21 protein-coding genes and 2 pseudogenes are annotated in these 19,586 nt (G+C 53.0%); 12 read left to right on the top strand and 11 right to left on the bottom strand.

Going from position 1 to position 19,586, the window contains the following annotated elements; all coding sequences use genetic code 11:
- Nucleotides 1-196 precede the first annotated feature (196 nt).
- The 3 genes from tnpA to tnpC all read left to right on the top strand — a co-directional run bounded on the left by tnpA (nucleotide 197) and on the right by tnpC (nucleotide 2,509).
- Entirely contained in the window at nucleotides 197-577 is a 381-nt protein-coding gene (tnpA, locus tag TA5113_RS07890; protein ID WP_058314515.1) for an IS66-like element accessory protein TnpA, read from the top strand.
- Complete coding sequence (tnpB, locus tag TA5113_RS07895) at nucleotides 574-921, top strand: IS66 family insertion sequence element accessory protein TnpB (protein WP_058314516.1); 348 nt, start codon at nucleotides 574-576, stop codon at nucleotides 919-921. Before tnpA ends, tnpB begins: the two co-directional genes overlap by 4 nt.
- Nucleotides 922-991: 70 nt before the next feature.
- Complete coding sequence (gene tnpC / locus TA5113_RS07900; protein WP_058314517.1) at nucleotides 992-2,509, top strand: IS66 family transposase; 1,518 nt, start codon at nucleotides 992-994, stop codon at nucleotides 2,507-2,509.
- A 243-nt stretch (nucleotides 2,510-2,752) separates the two neighbouring features.
- Here tnpC and TA5113_RS07905 read toward each other — a convergent pair whose 3' ends face one another.
- Genes TA5113_RS07905 through TA5113_RS07925 form a run of 5 tightly spaced genes read right to left on the bottom strand, consistent with a single transcriptional unit; the run spans nucleotide 2,753 to nucleotide 7,982 of the window.
- Entirely contained in the window at nucleotides 2,753-4,195 is a 1,443-nt protein-coding gene (locus TA5113_RS07905; RefSeq protein ID WP_058314518.1) for a leucyl aminopeptidase, read from the bottom strand.
- A gap of 58 nt (nucleotides 4,196-4,253) precedes the next feature.
- Entirely contained in the window at nucleotides 4,254-4,892 is a 639-nt protein-coding gene (locus TA5113_RS07910) for a glutathione S-transferase family protein (protein ID WP_058314519.1), read from the bottom strand.
- A gap of 3 nt (nucleotides 4,893-4,895) precedes the next feature.
- On the bottom strand, nucleotides 4,896-6,044 hold the full coding sequence (locus TA5113_RS07915; protein WP_058314520.1) for an ArgE/DapE family deacylase: 1,149 nt from the start codon (nucleotides 6,042-6,044) through the stop codon (nucleotides 4,896-4,898).
- A complete protein-coding gene (locus TA5113_RS07920) occupies nucleotides 6,037-6,753 on the bottom strand; it encodes a glutathione S-transferase family protein (protein ID WP_058314521.1) in 717 nt (238 codons plus the stop codon). The genes TA5113_RS07915 and TA5113_RS07920 overlap by 8 nt, the downstream gene beginning before the upstream one ends.
- Nucleotides 6,750-7,982, bottom strand: coding sequence for a CaiB/BaiF CoA transferase family protein (locus tag TA5113_RS07925; protein WP_058314522.1), 1,233 nt, complete (start codon nucleotides 7,980-7,982; stop codon nucleotides 6,750-6,752). Before TA5113_RS07925 ends, TA5113_RS07920 begins: the two co-directional genes overlap by 4 nt.
- Before the next feature lie 95 nt (nucleotides 7,983-8,077).
- Between TA5113_RS07925 and TA5113_RS07930 the strand changes: the two genes are divergently transcribed.
- A complete protein-coding gene (locus TA5113_RS07930; protein WP_082625837.1) occupies nucleotides 8,078-9,010 on the top strand; it encodes a LysR family transcriptional regulator in 933 nt (310 codons plus the stop codon).
- Between the two features lie 49 nt (nucleotides 9,011-9,059).
- Here the strand turns inward: TA5113_RS07930 and TA5113_RS07935 are convergent, their stop codons facing one another.
- A complete protein-coding gene (locus tag TA5113_RS07935) occupies nucleotides 9,060-9,530 on the bottom strand; it encodes an Lrp/AsnC family transcriptional regulator (RefSeq protein ID WP_058314524.1) in 471 nt (156 codons plus the stop codon).
- 90 nt (nucleotides 9,531-9,620) lie between these two features.
- Here TA5113_RS07935 and TA5113_RS07940 point away from each other — a divergent pair, with 90 nt between their 5' ends.
- The 7 genes and pseudogenes from TA5113_RS07940 to TA5113_RS17085 all read left to right on the top strand — a co-directional run bounded on the left by TA5113_RS07940 (nucleotide 9,621) and on the right by TA5113_RS17085 (nucleotide 13,503).
- Nucleotides 9,621-10,622 (top strand): pyridoxal-phosphate dependent enzyme, encoded by a 1,002-nt coding sequence (locus TA5113_RS07940; RefSeq protein WP_058314525.1) that lies wholly within the window; start codon nucleotides 9,621-9,623, stop codon nucleotides 10,620-10,622.
- An 88-nt stretch (nucleotides 10,623-10,710) separates the two neighbouring features.
- A pseudogene (locus TA5113_RS16640) lies at nucleotides 10,711-11,285 on the top strand (transposase); the annotation flags it as partial.
- A 4-nt stretch (nucleotides 11,286-11,289) separates the two neighbouring features.
- Nucleotides 11,290-11,475, top strand: a pseudogene (locus TA5113_RS17345) (IS3 family transposase); the annotation flags it as partial.
- On the top strand, nucleotides 11,476-11,991 hold the full coding sequence (locus TA5113_RS07955) for a YdeI/OmpD-associated family protein (RefSeq protein WP_058314528.1): 516 nt from the start codon (nucleotides 11,476-11,478) through the stop codon (nucleotides 11,989-11,991). It abuts the pseudogene before it with no gap.
- Nucleotides 11,992-12,498: 507 nt separating this feature from the next.
- The gene (locus TA5113_RS07960; RefSeq protein ID WP_058314529.1) at nucleotides 12,499-12,747 is read left to right on the top strand and encodes a type II toxin-antitoxin system Phd/YefM family antitoxin; all 249 of its coding nucleotides are present in this window, start codon (nucleotides 12,499-12,501) and stop codon (nucleotides 12,745-12,747) included.
- Entirely contained in the window at nucleotides 12,744-13,184 is a 441-nt protein-coding gene (locus TA5113_RS07965; protein WP_058314530.1) for a type II toxin-antitoxin system VapC family toxin, read from the top strand. The genes TA5113_RS07960 and TA5113_RS07965 overlap by 4 nt, the downstream gene beginning before the upstream one ends.
- A 175-nt stretch (nucleotides 13,185-13,359) precedes the next feature.
- Nucleotides 13,360-13,503 carry a hypothetical protein gene (locus tag TA5113_RS17085; RefSeq protein ID WP_220387201.1) on the top strand — a complete coding sequence of 48 codons (144 nt, stop codon included), beginning with the start codon at nucleotides 13,360-13,362 and terminating at the stop codon, nucleotides 13,501-13,503.
- A 17-nt stretch (nucleotides 13,504-13,520) separates the two neighbouring features.
- Here the strand turns inward: TA5113_RS17085 and TA5113_RS16645 are convergent.
- A protein-coding gene (locus tag TA5113_RS16645) for an IS3 family transposase (RefSeq protein WP_106387463.1) occupies nucleotides 13,521-14,647 on the bottom strand; the annotation gives its coding sequence in 2 pieces (ribosomal slippage) (nucleotides 13,521-14,383 and nucleotides 14,383-14,647; 1,128 coding nt in all).
- Between TA5113_RS16645 and TA5113_RS07985 the strand changes: the two genes are divergently transcribed.
- A complete protein-coding gene (locus TA5113_RS07985; RefSeq protein ID WP_082625838.1) occupies nucleotides 14,641-15,159 on the top strand; it encodes a zinc-binding dehydrogenase in 519 nt (172 codons plus the stop codon). The two genes, TA5113_RS16645 and TA5113_RS07985, sit on opposite strands and share 7 nt — an antisense overlap.
- A 281-nt stretch (nucleotides 15,160-15,440) precedes the next feature.
- Here the strand turns inward: TA5113_RS07985 and TA5113_RS07990 are convergent, their stop codons facing one another.
- From TA5113_RS07990 to TA5113_RS08005, 4 genes are all read right to left on the bottom strand, one after another.
- On the bottom strand, nucleotides 15,441-16,268 hold the full coding sequence (locus tag TA5113_RS07990; protein WP_058314535.1) for a metallophosphoesterase: 828 nt from the start codon (nucleotides 16,266-16,268) through the stop codon (nucleotides 15,441-15,443).
- 63 nt (nucleotides 16,269-16,331) lie between these two features.
- Entirely contained in the window at nucleotides 16,332-17,579 is a 1,248-nt protein-coding gene (locus tag TA5113_RS07995) for an ABC transporter substrate-binding protein (protein WP_058314536.1), read from the bottom strand.
- A gap of 102 nt (nucleotides 17,580-17,681) precedes the next feature.
- A complete protein-coding gene (locus TA5113_RS08000; protein WP_058314537.1) occupies nucleotides 17,682-18,644 on the bottom strand; it encodes a carbohydrate ABC transporter permease in 963 nt (320 codons plus the stop codon).
- The gene (locus TA5113_RS08005; protein ID WP_370736439.1) at nucleotides 18,644-19,585 is read right to left on the bottom strand and encodes a carbohydrate ABC transporter permease; all 942 of its coding nucleotides are present in this window, start codon (nucleotides 19,583-19,585) and stop codon (nucleotides 18,644-18,646) included. Before TA5113_RS08005 ends, TA5113_RS08000 begins: the two co-directional genes overlap by 1 nt.
- Nucleotide 19,586 lies beyond the last annotated feature (1 nt).

Consider the following 19,586-nt stretch of genomic DNA (forward strand, 5'->3'; position numbering starts at 1 on the left):
TTAATTCTTCAATATTATCAATGGCTTGAGTTTTTGCACTCAAGCCTTTTTTGCGTTTTGCGCCCAAGGCCAGCGTGAGAAGTCCAGACAGAGCGCCTTCTAGTAAGATGGTAAGCGTCCGTTGAACCCGAGCTTACGCGCTCTGCTGGCGGCAGCTAAGTGTCCACCGTGGATAGTGGACACTTAGGGGCACTCTATGAGTAGGAAGAAGAACCGGTTTTGGGCTGACGAAGAGAAGCGCGAGATTTGCGCGCAGGCGTTGAGGCCGGGGATGTCTGTGGCGCAGGTTGCGCGTCGCTATGCGGTGAATGCGAACCTTATTTTCAAATGGCTGAAGGATCCGCGCTTTGCGCCGGAGGCTGATGCGTCCGACGAAGAAGCGGCGTTTTTGCCGATTGAGATCGAGGCTGATCTCGCCCAAGGCCCGGCGTCAATCGATGTGCCAATGCCGTCTCCATCTGCCCCTCTGTCGGCTAGTCGGATCGATATCACCTTGTCGGATGGTCGGCGCATTCTTGTTGAAGGGCCAACGGCACTGGCTGCTGTGATCAGCCTCGTGCAGGGGTTGGCGGTTTGATCCCTGTTCCCAGCAACACGCGGGTCTGGTTGGCGGCGGGCGTGACGGACATGCGGCGCGGGTTCAACACCTTGGCGGCCCAGGCCGAGAAGGTTCTGGAGCTTGATCCGTATTCTGGGCACTTATTTGTGTTCCGGGGGCGGCGCGGCGACTTGCTTAAAATTATTTGGTGGGACGCGCAGGGCGCATGCCTGTTCAGCAAGCGCTTGGAGAAAGGCCGCTTTGTCTGGCCTGCTGCAAAGGAGGGCAAGGTCAGCGTAACGGCCGCGCAATTATCGATGCTTCTTGAAGGTATTGATTGGCGGATGCCACAAAAAACATGGCGTCCGCTGAAGGTTGGGTAGTACAACAAATACAAGGCCTTGTGCGCTTTCGGGATTCACGTTGTGGCCATGATGCGCTATAGGATCAGCGATGCTGAAGAACCTTGATATCACGCCAGAAGACCCCGACGAACTGAGGGCGGTGAACCGGCTTCTGGCGGATGAGGTCAAGTCGCAGGCTCTGCTGATCAAGAAGCTCAAACATCAACTGGCAGGCCAAAACCGTCATCGGTTTGGTGTGCGTTCTGAGAGCATGGATCAGCTCAATCTGACCTTCGAAGAAGATGAGGCGATTGCCGAGGCCGCATCTGAACAGACCCAACCTGAGACGCCGTCCGTTGAAGACAAACCTCCGCGCCAGCACAGCCGCAAGCCGTTGCCTGATCATCTGGACCGTCATGAAGAAGTGCTATCGCCAGGTGAGGATTGCACCCGCTGCGGCGGCAAGCTGAAGACGCTTGGAGAGGATATCACCGAGGAACTGGAGTATGTGCCGGGGCGCTTTGTGGTGAATCGGATTGTCCGCCCGCGCAAAGCTTGCGGGGGCTGCGAAGCGATTGTGCAATCACCTCTGCCGTCACGCCCCATCGAGCGCGGCAAGCCTGGTCCCGGCCTTTTGGCGCATGTTCTGGTCAGTAAATACGCGGATCACCTGCCGCTGTATCGGCAAAGCCAAATCTATGCCCGCGAGGGCATCGACCTCGACCGCTCAACCATGGCAGATTGGGTTGGTCGCTCGACGGCGCTGTTGGAGCCATTGGCCGATGAGATCGGGCGGATGGTCCGGCGTGGAGATGCGCTGTTTGCTGACGATACGCCGGTGAAGATGCAAGCGCCGGGGCAGAAGAAGACCAAAACGGCGCGGGTTTGGACCTATGTGCGCGATGAACGACCGTGGTCGGGATCATCACCGCCCTGCGCGTGGTACCAGTTCACAGTCGATCGCAAAGGCCAACATCCGGTCAGCCACCTTGCAGGCTACAAGGGTTGGGTCCATGCCGATGGATACTCCGGCTTCAACGGTTTGTTCGGCCACGACAAGGCTGATGAGATGGCCTGCATGGCCCATGTACGCCGCAAGTTCGTGGATGTCTTTGCGTCGCAGGGCAACGCTATTGCCGAAGAAGCCATCCGCCGGATTGCCGAACTGTATGCCCTGGAAAAGGATGCGCGCGGCAAAGCGCCCGAAACGCGTGTCGCGCTGCGGCAAGCGCGGGCCACACCTGTTTTCGATGATCTGGAAGCCTGGCTGCACGCGCAATTACCCAAAATCTCGGGCAAGTCACCGTTGGCCCAGGCCATCCGCTATGCCCTTGGCCGGATGCCAAAGGCACGGCCATACCTTGAGAACGGCCACCTAGAGCTCGACAACAACACAGCCGAACGCGCCGTCAAACCTGTAGCCATTGGCCGGAAGAACTGGATGTTTGCAGGTTCAGAAGGCGGCGGCAAAGCCATGGCAATAGCATTTACCCTCATCGAAACGGCAAAGTTAAACAAAGTTGATCCGCAAGCTTGGCTCACATGGGTCCTTGCCAAAATTGCCGATCATAAGATCACACGCCTCGACGAGCTCCTCCCGTGGCGTTACGCTGCTCAAGCAGCGTAACAGGCCTCGCGACTTTTCAAAAGAGCGGGTTCAACGGACGGGCACCCTACAGTAGCGACTAAGACAACAAAACTAAATGCTGTGCCAACGGCAAAGGGCAAGCTGCGTCATCATCCGAAAGTAACCCCGAATGCTATGAACATGAGATTGGTTGGGCCCAGTGTGATGGACGTAGCAAAGGCTAAAGTTGCGAAGGCAAAAATCAGTCAGGTATAAAATATCGATTATCCAACCCCAATTTTCCTAGGCGTCAATCCACTGGGTGAGCAGGCGTGGTCCAAACCCGGTTGCCCAAGTAGGATTTGTGGGTTTGCGACCGCTGGATTTATAAGCCATTCCAGCCATATCAATATGTGCCCACTTCTGGTCTGGGTTCACGAAGCGCTTTATGAAGTGCGCTGCAGTACTGGCCCCGGCGCTGCGTCCGGGCGTGTTGTTAATGTCCGCGAAATCAGAGTTTAACATTTGATCCAGCTCTGGACTTAAAGGCAAACGCCAAAGTTTCTCGCCGCTCTGCATCCCCGCAAGGATCAAGCTGTCGATCAGCTCATCATTGTCGCTCAGGACTGCTCCAAATTCGTTCCCGAGTGCGCTGACGGCGGAGCCAGTCAAGGTGGCGAGATCAACAATTGTATCTGGCTTAAAACGTGACTGGGCCAACCAAAGCAAATCGGCCAGTATCATCCGGCCTTCGCAATCCGTATTACGCACTTCTATGGTTTGTCCATTCGCTGTGCGCACGACATCCCCCGGTCGCATTGCATTTCCACCAGGCATATTTTCAACCAACCCAACAATTCCGACCACGTGTCGACGTGCTTTACGCTTCGCCAAGGCGTGAAGTGTCCCTATTACGGCAGCTGCACCGCCCATATCGCCAGTCATATCAGCCATGTCGAAGGCGGGTTTGATTGATATACCACCAGAGTCAAAGGTGACGCCCTTCCCAATTAAAACCAGCGGATCACGATCAATCGGATCACTTCCGGGCCATCTTGCGATCACAACCTGACTTTCCTGGTGACTGCCAGCGCCTACTGCCAAAAGGGCGCGCATACCATGAGCCGATAGAGCGGCTTCCCCTAAGACTTCAATTTCAAGGCCATCCCGTTCAAGGCGACAAATCTGTTCGGAGAATGCTGGAGGTGAAAGGATGTTTGACGCCTGAGAAACGAGATCCCTTGTCGTGAATACGCCTCGTGACAAAGCGCCCAACGGCTCAAAGCATGCCTCCGCCCCATCACAGTCTACGATTAAAGCCTCCAACTGCGATACAGCCGCGGTTTTGACCGTTTTATGCTGATCGAAGCGGTAAGCAGCCAATGTGGCTCCATATGCTATTTGTACGGCGATCTGCGGAGCTGTGAGACGTATGACTGCATCAACCACTCCCATGGCAGAGAGAGTTTTGTAAACATGCGCGCCGATATTCTGATAAGTGAGGTCCGTGTTTTCCTCCACTTTTCCGGCACCTATAAAGACAAGGGCCGCAATATCGTCATTTTGAGCCGTGTAGACACACAAATCCTGCCCGTGCTTCTGCTCAAAACTAGAAAAAGAAAGCGCGCGAGTCATAAGCGCCTTATCTACATCCGAGAGCGGCAAGTCGTCCAAGTGGACTCCTTTTTCATATTGCACTGATATTAGTACGCTGGCGCGTTCAGTATTGCTGAATTTCAATTTCATTATCGTTGTCCGATTTGTTGCGATGCTGCCTCTTGAGAGGGCAGGCTCACCAGGTAAATTAGGAATGATCTTCGGGCATAAGATCATAAGGTTCGCGCCAGCCCGGGTGCGCGCGTATTCTCTGCAGCCATGCCGATACCGCTGGGAACTCCGAGGCAATAACGACACCCAACTCTTCGCTGGGATAGAAGAGATAGCCTGCTAGGGAGAAATCCGCGATGGTAAGGTTATGTTTGCTGGCAATATACTCACTCTGGTGCAGATGTTTTTCGAGGATGTCGAAGGCCGCCAACATGCGGTTTCTTAAGAATGCCATGACATCGGGTTTGAAAGCACCTGGCCTGACGAAGTGTCCAGCACGGTAACTGGCAATACTTGCTGTAAATTTATGGTTGTCGAACAGCATCCAGCGCAAGACTTCGTAAGCTTCATCAGGGGTCTCGGCCGCGAACAGGCCTGTTTGATCGGATAAATACTGTAAAATGACACCAGATTGGCTGAGCACCTTTCCCTGATGATCCAGTACGGGACATTCACCTTGCTTGTTCAAGGTGCCGCGAAACATGTCTTCATGTGTTGCACCGTTGAAATAGTCTACGAAGACCGGTGCCCAATCCAGACCAGCCATCTCCAGAAAAAGAGCGGCCTTATATGAGTTCCCTGAATTAGAAAAACAATACAATTTGTATTCGCTCATGCCCTATGCCTCCGTCGCGCAAAAATCTGTCGCAATCTGGAACAAGATGTCGGTCAGGGTTTCAACGGATTGGATCGAAACACTCTCACATTTGCTGTGCCCTCCACGTCCCTCTGGCCCCACCAGAATTGCAGGGATACCAGCTTCACCAAGCAGTGCGCAGTCTGTCCAGCCATTCATCCCGGCGATTTCGGCGGGCCTGCCTGTCGCGTTCAAAATTGACCGCGTAGCAACATCAATAATTTCGGCGCCTTGCACACATTCATATGGTAACCGCACCAGCCCCCGTTTCAGCGTTGCTTTGAAAGCGGGATCGGCTGAACCCAAGTTATTCAGCAATTGTTCAATCTCAGCTTCAACTTCATCTGGTGTTTCTCTTGGAAGGGTACGTCTCTCAATAGAAAGTTTGCACTGAGCGGGATAGCTGGACATTTCGACACCGCCCTTGATCAGGGAGGCGTGCACCGATGGTACACCAACGAGAGGATGTACGGCCTGTTGTGCCAACTCAGCGGCATAATTCTCCAAAGCGACCAGAAACTTTCCTGCCTTGACGATGGCGTCAACGCCTTTGTCTGGGTTGGAGCCATGCGCCGCTACCCCCTCGAACACCAGATCGAACCAAATGAACCCCTTATGCGCGGCGACGATTTTGTGGCCCACTGGCTCCGGTACAACAGCTGCATCCGCGTGATATCCGGCGGCGATGACCTCTTGTGTACCAAGGCTTGCGTGTTCTTCATCAGCAACACAGGTAACGATAATATCTCCGGCCAGACCGGATTGTGCGGCGCGCGAGGCTGCAATCATCATGGCCGCGACGCCTGACTTCATATCTGCACTACCGCGCCCGTAAAGCCAGCCATCAGCCAGCTTTGGGTCAAACGGATCGCCGTCGTAGCTTTCGACGCTTACCGTATCGAGATGGCCGTTGAACATGAGTGTTTTCCCACCCCCAGTTCCTTTTGCGACGGCGACAATACTCGGGCGTCCTGACGTGGATTCCAGTCGGGTGACATCAAACCCACGGGTTTGAAACCACTCACCGACAAAATCCGCAGCTTGCGACTCGCCAGCCCCCCCATCCGAGAGGCTCGGATTGACAGAGTCTATGCGCACCAGTTGGCTCAGCAGCGTGATAACTTCACTCATTGGTAATATCCTTCTGAATTGGAGATTTTTGGTTCGCGAACAGGGCATCCCACACAGACGTATTGTCTGCTCGAAACGTCTTGAATGCGCCAGAACCGTCAGGGCGTTGTGGCTTCACTTTTGCACAAGCCCGTTTGGAAATTTCTTTTGCCCAAAGGTTCACGTTAGCCAAGTTGGCTGTGTCTACACCGTGCCCCTTGGCCACGCGCACCCACGGATAGAGGGCGATATCGGCAATCGAAAATTCACCTGCCACGTAGTCGGTCGTTGCCAGCCTGCGATCCAGATCTTCGTACAGCGACCGGACGATCTTTGCGTATCGCTCGCTCGCATAGCTGTCCGCGACCTGTATTTGGCTTGCATAGCTGTGAAAATGTGTGGCCTGCCCGACCATTGGTCCAAAAGTGGAGGTTTGCCAGAAAAGCCATTTCATTACGTCGCTGCGCGCCGGTTCGTCGGCAGGCAGGAGCTGGCCAGTTTTTTCAGCGAGATACATCAAGATTGCACCGGATTCGAATACCGTTGTGCCAGTGTCACTGTCTTCAATCACAGGTATCTTTGCGCTTGGGGAACGCGTTCTGAACAATGGATCAAACTGCTGGCCTTTGTCGATTTCGACCCACCTAAGTTGATACGGGATCTGGATTTCCTCCAGCATCATCAGGATTTTGCGACCGTTTGGCGTGGCATCATAATACAGGTTAATCATTGGTCCGCTCCGCTGACCTGTGCCGTGACGACACCCTGTGACAGCAGTGTGGATATTTCCTGCTGCGAATACCCAATGGCAGACAAAACCGAAACGCTGTCAGCGCCAAGATAAGGTGCTGATCTGCGTTGATCCGCAGGGGTTTTCTCAAACGCGGCTGCATGTCTCGCTTGTCTAATGCGGCCAATGTTGGGTTCATCCAACTCATAGGTCGCGTCTGTGGCGATGGCTTGGGGGTGAGCGTAGGACTCCGTTCTGGTGAGAACGGGAGCGCAGGGAACATGTGCGGCTTCCAACTTGTTCAACAACCTGTCACGAGGCCAATCAATGATAGCCTCCTGCGTCATCTGCAGTCGTGTATCGACGTTCAACTCACGCAACGCTGCGGTCGAAAATCTAGGGTCATCCTGCAGATCTGAACGATCCAATACGCGGCATAGGGCCGACCACTGTGCATCAGTCATCACAGAAATTGTCAGATATCCGTCCTTCACCTCATAGATCAGGTCGACAAAACTGGCTTTGGTTTCGGTCGGTGGCTGCGCGTCATCATCCTGAACGAATGTGTGATCATTCATATCGGAGGCCCAAAGAAACTGTCGGACCGCATCTGACATTGAAATATGTACATGCTGTCCGGTCATGGAATTTTTTCGAGCATAAAGCGCTGCAACGATGGCTTGGCTCGCGGTGAGCGCTGTCACCTTGTCAGCGAGGATCGTACGGACCAGCTTAGGGCGGGCCGCATCTGAACCCGCCTGAATCGTTGCCAGCCCTGACGCGGCCTGGACAAGTGGATCATAGGTCGGCTTGTTCATCCACGGCCCCGTGTTTCCGAACCCGGTGATGGACGTGAAAATCAGCTTGGAATTGATGGTGCGCATTTCCTCGTAACTCAGCCCAAGCCGCGCCATAACGCCGGGCCGAAAGTTTTCGACCAAAACATCCGCCTTTCGGGCAAGAGTTTTGACAACATCAATGCCTGCCTCCGATTTCAGATCTACAGCAATGGATTGTTTGTTGCGATTGTTGTTCAAGAACATCGCAGACATGATTTGATTGCGTCGCCCGATTAGGCGCGTGTAATCGCCTTCGCCCGGCCGCTCGACCTTGATAACACTGGCGCCTTGATCAGCCAGCAACATCGTAGCCATCGGCCCTGACAGCATAGTCGTCAGATCGAGGATAATTGTTCCGGCCAAAGGCCCTGATGATTGAGTCGTCTGCATTTCGGCCTCTTTTTGTATTCAAGTCACAATCTACATAGAGGCATTGGTCGAATATATAGCTTTAATCAGTCATATGTGTTTGATAATGTCAAACAATGATAAAAAATCTGTATCACATGATGGTCTTCGCCAAGGTTGCGCAAACAAGGAGTTTTACCGCCGCTGCTGACGCACTTGGCATAGGCCGTTCCGTCGTCAGCAGCCATGTCAGCCAGCTTGAGCGAAACCTTGATATGAAACTGCTCATTCGGTCTACGCGATCCCTCTCACTCACGTCACAGGGGCAGATCCTTTTTGAAAGCTGTGGCTGCATCGCGCGTGAAATCGAGGTTGTGCAGGAGCGTCTGGATGCGCAACATTCGGAGGCGGCGGGTAATATTCGAATGACCTGCTCGGTCAATTTGGGGACTGGAGTGTTTTCCGGCATGCTTGCAGAGTTTCAGCGAAACCACCCGGAGATCACGATAGAAATGATCCTCGAAGACCGCATGGCCGATGTTGTTGAAGAAGGTTTTGACCTTGCAGTCCGTACCGGATGGAAAGATGACGGGCGTCTGCGATTGATTAAGTTGCCGACACCCCGCATCCTGATCTGTGCAGCTCAAGAATGGGTGAAGCAAAACCCCGAGATTAAATCACCTGGTGATCTTTGCAATGTGCCATGGGTTCAGACCAGCTTAAGCACCCCAACCGGGAAACTCCGTTTACGCCATCGCTCAGGAACAAAAAAACAAATTGAGGTCACGCCTGTGTTCTCAACGAATGCAGGATTGGCAGCGAAACTAGCGATCATCGCAGGTGCCGGAGTTGGTTTACTGCCGGACTTTGCGATTCAGGAGGAACTGCATAAAGGAACAATTATCTCGCTCTTGCCGCAATGGACGGAAGAAAAGGACCACCCATTGTCTGTTGTTGTTCCGAACCAAGCAACACAATCCCGCCGCGTACAATTACTGATCGAATTCATCAAGACGAACATTCAAAGAACTCATATATCAGGCGATAGCCCTAAATATCCACGACACTAAACTACGGATTCGTTGGCGTATTAACGGAAGGCCGGGACAGGACAGATGTCTACCTCTCATCATCAAGGAAAACCCCCAAACCAACCTTCTTACGGCCCATGACAACCGAGGTTCTAAATCGGCGAACATTGCTATCTTCGAAAAACAGCCGATGGGTCAATTTTTCAAAGTCTTCCATATCTTTAGCGGTGCAGATAAGACAAAAGTCAGCTTCACCGGTGACATAATAGCATTGCTGGACCTGCCTATCTTTCATCGCGCGTCGGACAAATATGTCGATCTGATCAGGGCGCTCGCGCTCAAGTTCAACCATGATGACAAAACTCATTCGCTGACCGACTTTGGATGGATCGATCACAGCAATTTCGCGCAGGATCACATCTGAATCGCGCAGTGCCTTTACGCGCCGTTGCACAGTTGCCGATGACAGCCCAGTGATATGGGCCAATTGATCCAAGCTTGTCCGCGCATTTTCTTGAAGCGTGTTAATGATTTGATTGTCAGCCCAATCCATCTCCATCGATCATTAATCCTTCATTTATGAAATAATTTTTCAATAAGCGCATCTTTATGATGCGATTCCATCATAAACTACCGGTATCATCGTGCAATGAAAAAATTGTCATTCACCCTCGCGTTTGAACGCCCCCTTCACCTACTGGATCGCTGCCCGATCTATAAACCTTCGCCATTACTTCACCGGTTTTTTGGACCAAAGTATGTTCTTCTTAAGGACGAGACACAGCGCATGGAGCTTGGCGCATTCAAGGCACTTGGTGGTGTTTATGCTGTCGCCCAAATTATCATAGGGCCTGGTGGGTCGCAGGATATGCCCTTATCTGAAATGCGTGAAAAAGCTGGTACGATGACATTCATTTGTGCGAGCGCAGGAAATCATGGAATGGCCGTAGCTGCGGGTGCCCGCATCTTTGGTGCGAAGGCCCGCATTCATCTGCCCGAGACGGCTCCCCAGGTCTTTGAAAAACGATTGGTACAACAGGGAGCACAGGTAGTGCGTTCGGCTGCAACCTACGAAGAAAGCGTGAGATGTGCGATCAAGGACGCCGCAGATAACAACGATATTCATTTGGCGGATGGGTCTTGGGAGGGCTACATGGAACCACCGCGTTTGGTCATGGAGGGCTATACCGTTATTGCGCAAGAGTTGAGAGAGGCTTTTGTCGAGACTGGTGATTGGCCGACAGATGTATTTCTGCAAGCGGGTGTCGGTGGCTTGGCTGCAGCAATCACCTATATGATCCGAGCCAACTGGCCGGTCCAACCAAAAATTACTGTCGTAGAACCCGAAAACGCGCCGTGCCTGCGCGATGGTGTAAAAGCGGGCCAAGTTGTCACTGTCGTTGGTCCGGTATCAAATATGGGGCGCTTGGATTGCAAGACGGCATCGATGCTCGCCTTGGAGGTCTTGCGCCAAATGGCAGACAGCTTTGTCACAGTGTCGGATCATCAAGCACAACTGGCGACAGAGAGTCTGGCGGCAGTCGATATTAGAACGACTCCGTCAGGCGCATCAGGACTTGCAGCCCTCTTGGCGTCGGATATCTCTGTCGATGCCCGGCCCTTAGTCATCATCTCGGAAGGGCAAGTATGACAGACGATATGGCACTTCCAAAGGGGTGAGGTGCCCCTAGATTTGTAGACGCTTTGCTTGGTAATTTTGGAAGCAAAGGACGACGCAAATGTCAGGGCAAATTCGTTACTCAGATGAGTTCAAGATCGACGCGGTGGCGCAGGTCACGGAGCGCGGATATTCGGTCAAGGAGGTGGCTGAACGGCTCGGGATCAGCACCAAGTCGCTGTACACATGGATGGCTCAATTTTCGAAGCCGCAGAGGCAGACCGATCAGGAGGCCGAGGTCAGGCGGCTCAAGAGAGAACTGGCGCGCGTCACCGAGGAGCGCGACATTCTAAAAAAGGCCACCGCGTACTTCGCCAGAGATGCAAAGTGAGGTACGCGTTCATCGACGCGCATCGCCAGCAACATCCTGTCCGTGTTCTCTGCAAGATGCTGAGCGTCCACCCGAGCGGCTTCTACGCATGGGTTAAAGAACCGTTAAGCCAGCGTACGCAGGAAGATCGACGTCAGACCAAGCTGGTGAAGAAGGCGTGGAAAGACAGCGGCAAGATCTATGGCTATCGCAAAATCTACGACGACATGATCGACATGGGTGAGACCGTCTCAGAGAACCGCGTTGCCCGGTTGGCCCGCCTTGCGGGTGTTCAGGCACAGATCGGGTACAAGAAGAAGCCAGGCGTGTAATGCAGCGGTCGAGACTTTCTTCAAAACCATCAAGGCAGAGCTGATCTGGCGCCAGTCCTGGCCAACGCGCAGGGCGGCTGAATTGGCTCTCTTCAATTATATAAACGGCTTCTATAACGCCCGCAGAAAACACTCTGCCCTAGGCTGGAAAAGCCCCTTGGCTTTCGAAAGAAAAGCCGCATAAATGAGTACTCGAAGCGGCATCAAACCGCGACAGGTCCACGCTTTGCACGGCGTGGGGAAGTCACGGGTCATTACCTATAAGGTTTTGTTCATGCCGCCGCGTTTTGAGGCTGAGCTGCCCTTTAAGACTTATCCACGCTTGAGGGTCGAGGGAGAGATTGCCGATGTCCCGGTGCGTGGCGCATGGATGCCTGTGGGCGACGGCAGGCGCTACTTCATTGTCTCACCTGACATCAAAGCCAACACGGGTCTGGACGTTGGTGATGTGGTCGAAATGCGGTTCAGGGTCGATGATCAGGACTACGTGGATGTGCCTGGCGCTTTGCAAGCGGCCTTGAACACGGATGACGCGGCTTTGGCGCAATGGGATAAGCTTACAGCCGGAAAGAAGCGGATGTTCACGAACCACGTTTTCTCCGCAAAGACTGCGCCTACTGAACAGCGCAGAGTGGACGAGGCAGTCTTCGCGATCACAGAAGGGATCACGCTGCGCGACCTGCAAAAGAGGAAGGGGTAGGTTCGGAAGGTTTTTCAAGAGCAGCCATTGGCGCAGCCGCAGCGAAAGCACACTCCGTCCCGCATCTTACCGGTTCGTGCGCCATGCGGCGAAGGTCGGCTGATCCCTGTTCGCACTTATTCTGGGTTTGGGCCGATGATTGCAGGCTGGTCGCACATAATGTGGGTTCATTCGCAGATAATCCGGGTTTGGCCCCTTCGATAGATGCAAATAATTCGGTCGAAAATCGCGATGATTGCAGGTCGAGCCAATTATAAATGCAGGTCGCTACAGTTATCGGTCTTCTTCTGGGGTGGCGCTCTCTGAATCATAGATGAGAACATTATACGAACATTTTTACTGAGAAAACCTGATTTTTATGTCAGCATTGCTGACTTATTTAACATAACTCTCATTACGCGACCAGCATTTGTACGCGCAAAGCGATAATTTCACCTATGATCTAACGGGTTGTGCGGAGCTTCAACTATGCTTATGTAGTTACGTAACTACAAGAAAGGAGCTACAGTGACCCATTTCACCAGCAGAGAGTTCAACCACAGTATCAGTAAAGCGAAAAAAGATGCCCTGCATGGACCCGTCTTTGTGACGGACAGAGGGAAGCCGTCGCATGTTTTGCTCAGTTATACCCAATATCAGCAGATCACATCCGAGAATATCAGCATTGTTGAAGCGCTTTCTATGCCAGGCTTGGCCGACATAGATTTCGAACCACAAAAGTCGCGTATCGTTGCTCAGCCGGTCGATCTTTCGTGATCTTCCTGCTCGATTCAAATGTTGTGTCCGAGCTTCGCAAGGCAGCTGACGGCAGAGCTGATACCAATGTGACCGCGTGGGCTGAGGGTCTCGCACCGGAAAGCCTCTACATTTCAGCAATATCTCTGATGGAATTGGAAATCGGTGTCAGGGGCAAGGAGCGCAAAGACGCTGTGCAAGGCCAAATGTTGCGGACCTGGCTTGATAGGCATGTCATCCCATTTTTTGATGGCCGGATAGTTCCCATTGATGATGTTGTCGCGATTCAATGCGCCAAGCTCCATGTTCCTGATAGAAAGTCTGAGCGCGATGCCTTGATAGCTGCAACAGCACTGGTACATGATATGATCGTAGCGACCCGCAATGAGAAAGATTTTGTTGAGACGGGTGTTCGTTTACTCAACCCTTGGACAGGAACTAACGGAAACCAGGCATGAAAATTTGCTCGATAGACACAAACCGGGATCTGACTGCTGCGCTCAGACGTGTTGATGTCGTCTGGGGTGCGGAACCAGGCACGCCCAACGGCGACGAGTTAGACAGTCTTGTAGATATGATCACCGCGTATGAAGATCTTATTTACCCCGTTCCAAAGCCCCAAAATAGAAGGCCATGAACGATAAACGTTGGCCACATTTTCCTGGATGGGATGAACATGCAGCAACGGCTGAAGCACTCGCGAAAGCCTGCGGGGCTAAAGCTGTTTGTTCTCAGAAATATGAATATTTAAAGGTCGAAATGAGCAGCCTCATCTGACTGGTCCAGTTTGATTGTTAGTGCATCGTTGGCCTCTGATCCATCGGTATGATGGTTTCCGGGGCTGGCGGTCGATAGCCCAATGCACTGTGGGGTCTCTTAGTGTTGTAGTGCTTCCTCCATTCTTCAATCAGGATCTGAGCTTCACGCAGGCTGTAGAATACTTCACCATTGAGTAGTTCATCTCGCATCCGTCCATTGAAGCTTTCACAATATCCATTCTCCCAGGGTGATCCCGGCTCAATGTAGGCCGTCTTCGCACCGACAGCGGAGATCCAATCCCGGACGGCCTTAGCGACGAACTCTGGGCCATTGTCGGAGCGTATGAACTTCGGCGCGCCTCGCAGGATGAACAGATCCGTCAGGGCGTCGATGACATCTGCAGAGTTCAATTTGCGCTGCACCTTGATTGCCAGGCATTCACGGCTGTGCTCATCAAGAATGTTCAGCGTGCGAAAGACCTTGCCATCATCTGTCCGGCAATGAACGAAGTCATAGGACCAGACATGGTTGCGGTATTCAGGCCGCAGCCTTACGCATGAGCCGTTATTCAGCCAAAGCCGGCCCTTCTTTGGTTGTTTCGCTGGAACCTTAAGCCCCTCTCGTCGCCATAGTCGTTCAACACGACCATCGCTGACTGACCAACCGGCTTCTCTTAGCAAAGCGGCAATCCGACGATACCCGTATCGACCAAACTGACGAGCCAATTCAATCATATCCGCAACCAGCCTGTCTTCATCTGGGCGACCTCGGGGAACATGCCTTTGTGTCGAACGATGTTGCCCCAATACGCGGCAGGCTCGGCGCTCAGAGACTTTGAACTGGCTGCGTACGTGATCAATGCAGGACCGGCGACGAGCGGGGCTCAGAAGTTTCCCCGTGCAGCTTCCTTCAGGATTAATTTGTCTAACGTCAAATCCGATACAGCTCTTCTGAGCCGCTCATTTTCCTTCTGAAGCCGCTTCAGTTCTTTCAATTGATCTACGCCCATTCCACCGTATTTCTTTCGCCAGCGGTAATAGGTTTGTTCAACAACACCGATCTGTCTGATCGCATCAAGACGGGACATGCCTTGCCCCATCAACACCTCAACTTGCCGTAACTTCGAAACTATCTCTTCCGGCTTCGGTCGCTTGTTTGCCATTCTTGGTCCTCCGTTTCCTAACCTTAGGCGCGGACCAGTTCAGTGGGGGAGGCTCAGGGGCTGACGTTTCCCTGCTTGATCTTGATCCAAAGCGGTTGAACCTCGCTAAAGAAAGGTTTGGATTCACCGATTGTTATTCGGACATCGCAACAGCTTTGGACGCCAATGAAGGCTACGACGCGGTCTTTGATGCAACGGGCCATAAGGTTGCGATCGAAGCAGGGTTTAGTCTCGTTGCACATGGTGGCAGCTACATTCTGGTGAGCGTCGTAAAAGAAGACATCACCTTCAGCGACCCGGAGTTCCACAAACGCGAAATGCGCCTCATTGGCAGCCGCAACGCTTTGAGCGGTGACTTTGATTGGGTCATGAGTGCCATCCGCGATGGTTCAATAGATACAGATGCTCTGTGTTCCGAAGTGATCCGATTGAAGGATTTGCCTGACCGTTTTGCAGGCCTCTCGGCTGATCGCGGTGGCATAATCAAAGTGATTGTCGATCTTGAGACCTGAGTCATATGACCTCAGGAACGCTGAAACTCCATCATGACGACAATGTGTCGATCGCTTTGACACCGCTTGGACCGGGTGATGAAGGTGCAATTGAAGTAATTCCCAAGTCTCACAAGATCGCGAAGTGTGATACTACTGCGGCGAAAATGAATTGCGCTTCGGGCAGGTGATCGGGAAGGCGGATCGGACCATTCGAACCTCAAAAAACTCAGCTTCAAGCCTTGTCACCAAGAATGGGTTTTCAGGAGTAATGCCGCGACTTTACTGCGCGAAGGATAAACTCACTCTGCAGCCACAGGTTTTGACCAGTCTTCCCATTCCGCGCCGGAAGCAAAAAGTGGGCCGTCCCAGTTGAATGGGATCTGGTGGATAATTGTCTCGCGTCCCTCGATCAACAGCACATGATAGGCAGGTTCCATCGGACCTCCGGCTAGCAATTTAGCTTCTTTCATATCAGGATAAGACTGATTGCAGGTTGATGGCACGCTTGCAAACGGGATGCCGCAATAGGTGCCGTGAATCGGCGCGTGCACGTGGCCAAAGTGGATGTAGTCGATCCTATCACGATATGTGTTCAGCAGGTCTTTGAACAAAAGCCGATCTTCCGCCACCAGTGCAATCTGGTCCTCAGCTGGGAGTTTGATCTCCATCGGGTTGTGATGCAGGAAGATACGCGCATGCTCTGCCTGTTGCAGTTCCGCTTCCAGCCAAGCACAGCGATCCGCGCCAAAGTGACCCGCATGGGTCAAGGGCTGCGTGCTATCAAGGTAGATAAATGTGCTATCGCCGACAACTTCGGAATGGTTAACATAGCCCAGTTCGTCTGTTGCCTGGTCTGAAAAAACAGACAAAAAGATTGAACGGTCATCATGATTGCCAATCATCAATCTCACCGGCACGGTTTGCTTGGCCAGCACCTCATGCAAGGCGTCATAGGCCTCGCGCTCGGCCCAATGGGTCAGATCCCCAGTGATGACAATACGCGCGGCATCAGAGTGATTTTCATTCACGTCTGCCAACGCCTTGGCCAAACGTTTATGCGGGTTTAGACCGCCCATGCGTTCGCCCGGAATGGTGAAATGGATGTCGGAGATATGGATGATTTTCATGGTGGTGCTCGGCCTAAGAATAAGAACGGCCGCCAGCTGGTCACCGGCGGCCGCAGTGTTGAATTAGCTGTTTGGAAGCAGGTCGTTGACTTCTTCGACCATTTCTTCTTGCAGCTCTTTCATGTCGGTTGCATCGCCAGTCACGATGCGCTCGATGCTGTCGTAAATCACCTGAGTGATCGCCAGACCGTTGTCACCTGGGTAAGCCAGCCAGTCGCGCAGCAGAGGCAGCTGATCCACAGCTGTTTGCTTGTTTGGGTTCTGATCGTAGAAATCAGCGAGGATGATTTCGTTGGCCGCTTTGTTTGGCGGCATGTAACCGGTTGTTTTCGCAACTTCCGCCGCACCATCGCCAGACGTGATGTACTTCAGGAATGTCCAAGCTGCTTCTTGTACCGCGGGGTCTTCGGAGGTGGAGGTCAGCATCGCAGCGTTACCACCTGCTGGCAGACCTTTTGGTGTGTCACCCAGACCCGGGAAAGGGCCAGTTTTCAGTACGAAGTCACCTTGGGAGCGCTCAACCGCACCCAGCGCAGATGTAGACCAGAACATCATTCCGATTTCACCAGCAGAGAAAGACGACAGCGCCGCTTTCCATTCCAGGTTCTGCATTTCACATTTGGTGAAGATTTCCTGCATCTGCTCCAGCGCAACCAGAGCTTCTGGGCTGTCCAGAGTGACCTTGCCGTTTTCGACGATCGCTTTGTCCTGAGACCACATCAGCGCCTGCATGAACCAGTTGCCGGTGATGTTCCAGCCCCAGAAGACTGGGTTGTCAACGCCGTTTGCGTTCATGGTTTCGCAAGCCGCGATCACTTCGTCCCAAGTGGTTGGCATCTTGTCGATGCCTGCCGCGTTCAGAACGTCCATGTTGTAGTAGCCCACTGGCAAAGACACAGAGAACGGCAGGCCGTGCACGTTGTCACCGAAAGTGGACAAGGACAGCATTGCGTCGTGGTAGCCGTCTTTTTCAAAGTCCGCTTCTTTCGCGATGAATGGCTCCAGAGACTGCGCGATGCCTTTTTCAACAAGGATCTGCTGACGGTTCAGGCCCTGCATTGTGACGTCTGGCAGGTTGCCAGATACGGATTCACGCAGGATGGTGTTTGTGCCGTCTTCGTAGGATTCATACGTCGCGCGGAACTTTACGTCGATGTTTGGGTGCGCTTCTTTAAAACCTGGCATCATCGCTTCGTAAGTCACGTCAAAGAGGTGGCTATACGGGTATGCGAATTCGATTGTGATCATGTCGTCTGCGGTTGCAGCAGAGGCAGCGACGATCAACGCCATTGCAGAAGTAGTGAATTTCATGTTCTCTCTCCAATTGTTGACCGCCTTTGGTTTGGCGACTACGGCGGTCTTCTCAAGTCATCCCTGTTGGGATTGCGTTGGTAGGCCGGGCTTAAGCCCGGCTTACTTCATTCCAGAAAGCGTGATCCCTTCGATAAAGCGGCGCTGTGCTACCAAGAAGGCGACGATCAGCGGTGTGACGATCACGGTGGCGGTGGCCATCATGGGGCCGAAGAAACTGCCGTCTCCATCGCCTTTGAATTCGCGCAGACCTAGCGGAGGTGTGAAAAGGTCGCGATTGCCGGTCACAACGATGCGCGGCCAGAAATAGTCGTTCCAATGGGCAACAACAGAAAAGATCGCAAAGGCCAAAAGTGCTGGGATCGCGGTGGGCAGCATGACGCGCCACACGATGGCGAATTCTCCCATGCCGTCCATACGCGCCGCATCAATCAAGTCATCCGGCACGGTCATAAAAAATTGGCGCATCAGAAAAATACCAAAGACAGAGATCGTCCACGGCACAACGAGCGCGGCATATGTATTCGTGAGCCCCACTTTGGCCAGCATAATGTAAAGCGGCAGGGCAATGGCGTGCACAGGGATCAACAGGCAGAACAGCACTAGGGAAAAAACCGCCTCGCGCCCCCAGAACTTAAGCTTTGCAAGTGCGTAGGCCGCGGGTAAGGCAACCACAATCTGGATCAAAAAGATCGACGCGGTTACGATCACACCGTTGAGCAGGTAGCGCAGCAAAGGCGCTTCTGTGAAGGCTTTGGTGTAGTTGAAAGCAATCGGGCGCATCTGGCAGTCGGCCACCGCTTCGGCCACCAAAGCATCCCGAATTTGGCTGTCGGTCTGGTTCGGAAAGCGTGGTGCAGCGGCGGCGACGTCATCACGGTCTGGGTCGCGCAGCTTTACGCAGCGTTCGTCGACCATCATTTCTTGCCGCCCAAAGAAGCCACCTTCGCCCCTGTCAATTTCGCCCGGCGATTTGAACGAATAGCTGACCATCATGTAAAATGGGGCGATCACAATGAGTGCGCCGAGGATTAGGATTAGATGTTTCCAAAGATCGCGTGTCATCAGTAGTGCACCTTGCGTTCCACCAGCCAGCGCTGGATCAGCGTTAGGAACATCACAAAGATCAGGAACAGAACTGTGATCGCGGAACCAATGCCGATCAGGTTCTGTTGGATGCCTTTTTCAAAGATCGCGAACATCATCACATAGGTCGATTTGTTCGGCCCGCCGCCTTGCGGCCAAAAAGCCTCGATCGTGTCAAAGACTTGGAAGGCCCGGATGCAGGAAATGGTCACAACAAAAACAGTTGTCGGTCCAAGTGCCGGCCATGTCACCAAGCGGAACCGTTCCCAACCGGATTTCGCTCCGTCCATTTCGGCAGCGTGGTACAGCTCGCGATGCACGCCGGTCAGACCAGCAAGATACAGCACCATATTGAAACCAAACCCTTGCCAGACGCCGATAAAGCAGATCACCCAGATCGCGTAGTCTTTGTCCCCGAGCCAAAGTGGGAAGCGGTCTGCACAGCCGTTTTTCAGGAAAGGAATGATTTCAAGAATTGTCCCGCAGGACATTTCCAGCGTACGGTTGACCATGCCAATCGACGGATGCAGCATGAATTCCCACGCGATTGCCATTGCCAGCAAGGTCGCCATAACGGGCAGGAAATAAATGGTTTTATAGATGTCTCCGATCCTGCCCATGGAGTTAATCAACAGCGCAGCGCCGAGACCCAAACCGACGGACAATGGCACCACTGTGACCACATAGGTAAAGGTGGCGATGAACATCTTTTCATATGTCGAGCGAGAAAAGAGGCGATCATAGTTTTTCGCACCGACCCAATTGAAGGTATCGTTGCCAAGTGAATAATCCGTGAAAGACAAGACGCCGGCGATCACAACCGGGATCAACAGGATCAAGACCATCAATCCAAGCGCAGGTGCTGTTAGCCACCACGCCGTGCGCCGCTGTGCGGTTTCCGCACAAGCAATCACAGGCATT

The sequence above is a fragment of the Cognatishimia activa genome, assembly GCF_001458335.1.
GTDB lineage: Bacteria > Pseudomonadota > Alphaproteobacteria > Rhodobacterales > Rhodobacteraceae > Cognatishimia > Cognatishimia activa.

Bases quoted from the DNA above. Each gene is read 5' to 3' on its own strand.
- tnpA (WP_058314515.1), top strand. From the start codon at position 197: ATGAGTAGGAAGAAGAACCGGTTTTGGGCTGACGAAGAGAAGCGCGAG.
- tnpC (WP_058314517.1), top strand. From the start codon at position 992: ATGCTGAAGAACCTTGATATCACGCCAGAAGACCCCGACGAACTGAGG.
- TA5113_RS07905 (WP_058314518.1), bottom strand. From the start codon at position 4,195: ATGAAATTGAAATTCAGCAATACTGAACGCGCCAGCGTACTAATATCA.
- TA5113_RS07910 (WP_058314519.1), bottom strand. From the start codon at position 4,892: ATGAGCGAATACAAATTGTATTGTTTTTCTAATTCAGGGAACTCATAT.
- TA5113_RS07915 (WP_058314520.1), bottom strand. From the start codon at position 6,044: ATGAGTGAAGTTATCACGCTGCTGAGCCAACTGGTGCGCATAGACTCT.
- TA5113_RS07920 (WP_058314521.1), bottom strand. From the start codon at position 6,753: ATGATTAACCTGTATTATGATGCCACGCCAAACGGTCGCAAAATCCTG.
- TA5113_RS07925 (WP_058314522.1), bottom strand. From the start codon at position 7,982: ATGCAGACGACTCAATCATCAGGGCCTTTGGCCGGAACAATTATCCTC.
- TA5113_RS07930 (WP_082625837.1), top strand. From the start codon at position 8,078: ATGATAAAAAATCTGTATCACATGATGGTCTTCGCCAAGGTTGCGCAA.
- TA5113_RS07935 (WP_058314524.1), bottom strand. From the start codon at position 9,530: ATGGAGATGGATTGGGCTGACAATCAAATCATTAACACGCTTCAAGAA.
- TA5113_RS07940 (WP_058314525.1), top strand. From the start codon at position 9,621: ATGAAAAAATTGTCATTCACCCTCGCGTTTGAACGCCCCCTTCACCTA.
- TA5113_RS07955 (WP_058314528.1), top strand. From the start codon at position 11,476: ATGAGTACTCGAAGCGGCATCAAACCGCGACAGGTCCACGCTTTGCAC.
- TA5113_RS17085 (WP_220387201.1), top strand. From the start codon at position 13,360: ATGAACGATAAACGTTGGCCACATTTTCCTGGATGGGATGAACATGCA.
- TA5113_RS07990 (WP_058314535.1), bottom strand. From the start codon at position 16,268: ATGAAAATCATCCATATCTCCGACATCCATTTCACCATTCCGGGCGAA.
- TA5113_RS07995 (WP_058314536.1), bottom strand. From the start codon at position 17,579: ATGAAATTCACTACTTCTGCAATGGCGTTGATCGTCGCTGCCTCTGCT.
- TA5113_RS08000 (WP_058314537.1), bottom strand. From the start codon at position 18,644: ATGACACGCGATCTTTGGAAACATCTAATCCTAATCCTCGGCGCACTC.
- TA5113_RS08005 (WP_370736439.1), bottom strand. From the start codon at position 19,585: ATGCCTGTGATTGCTTGTGCGGAAACCGCACAGCGGCGCACGGCGTGG.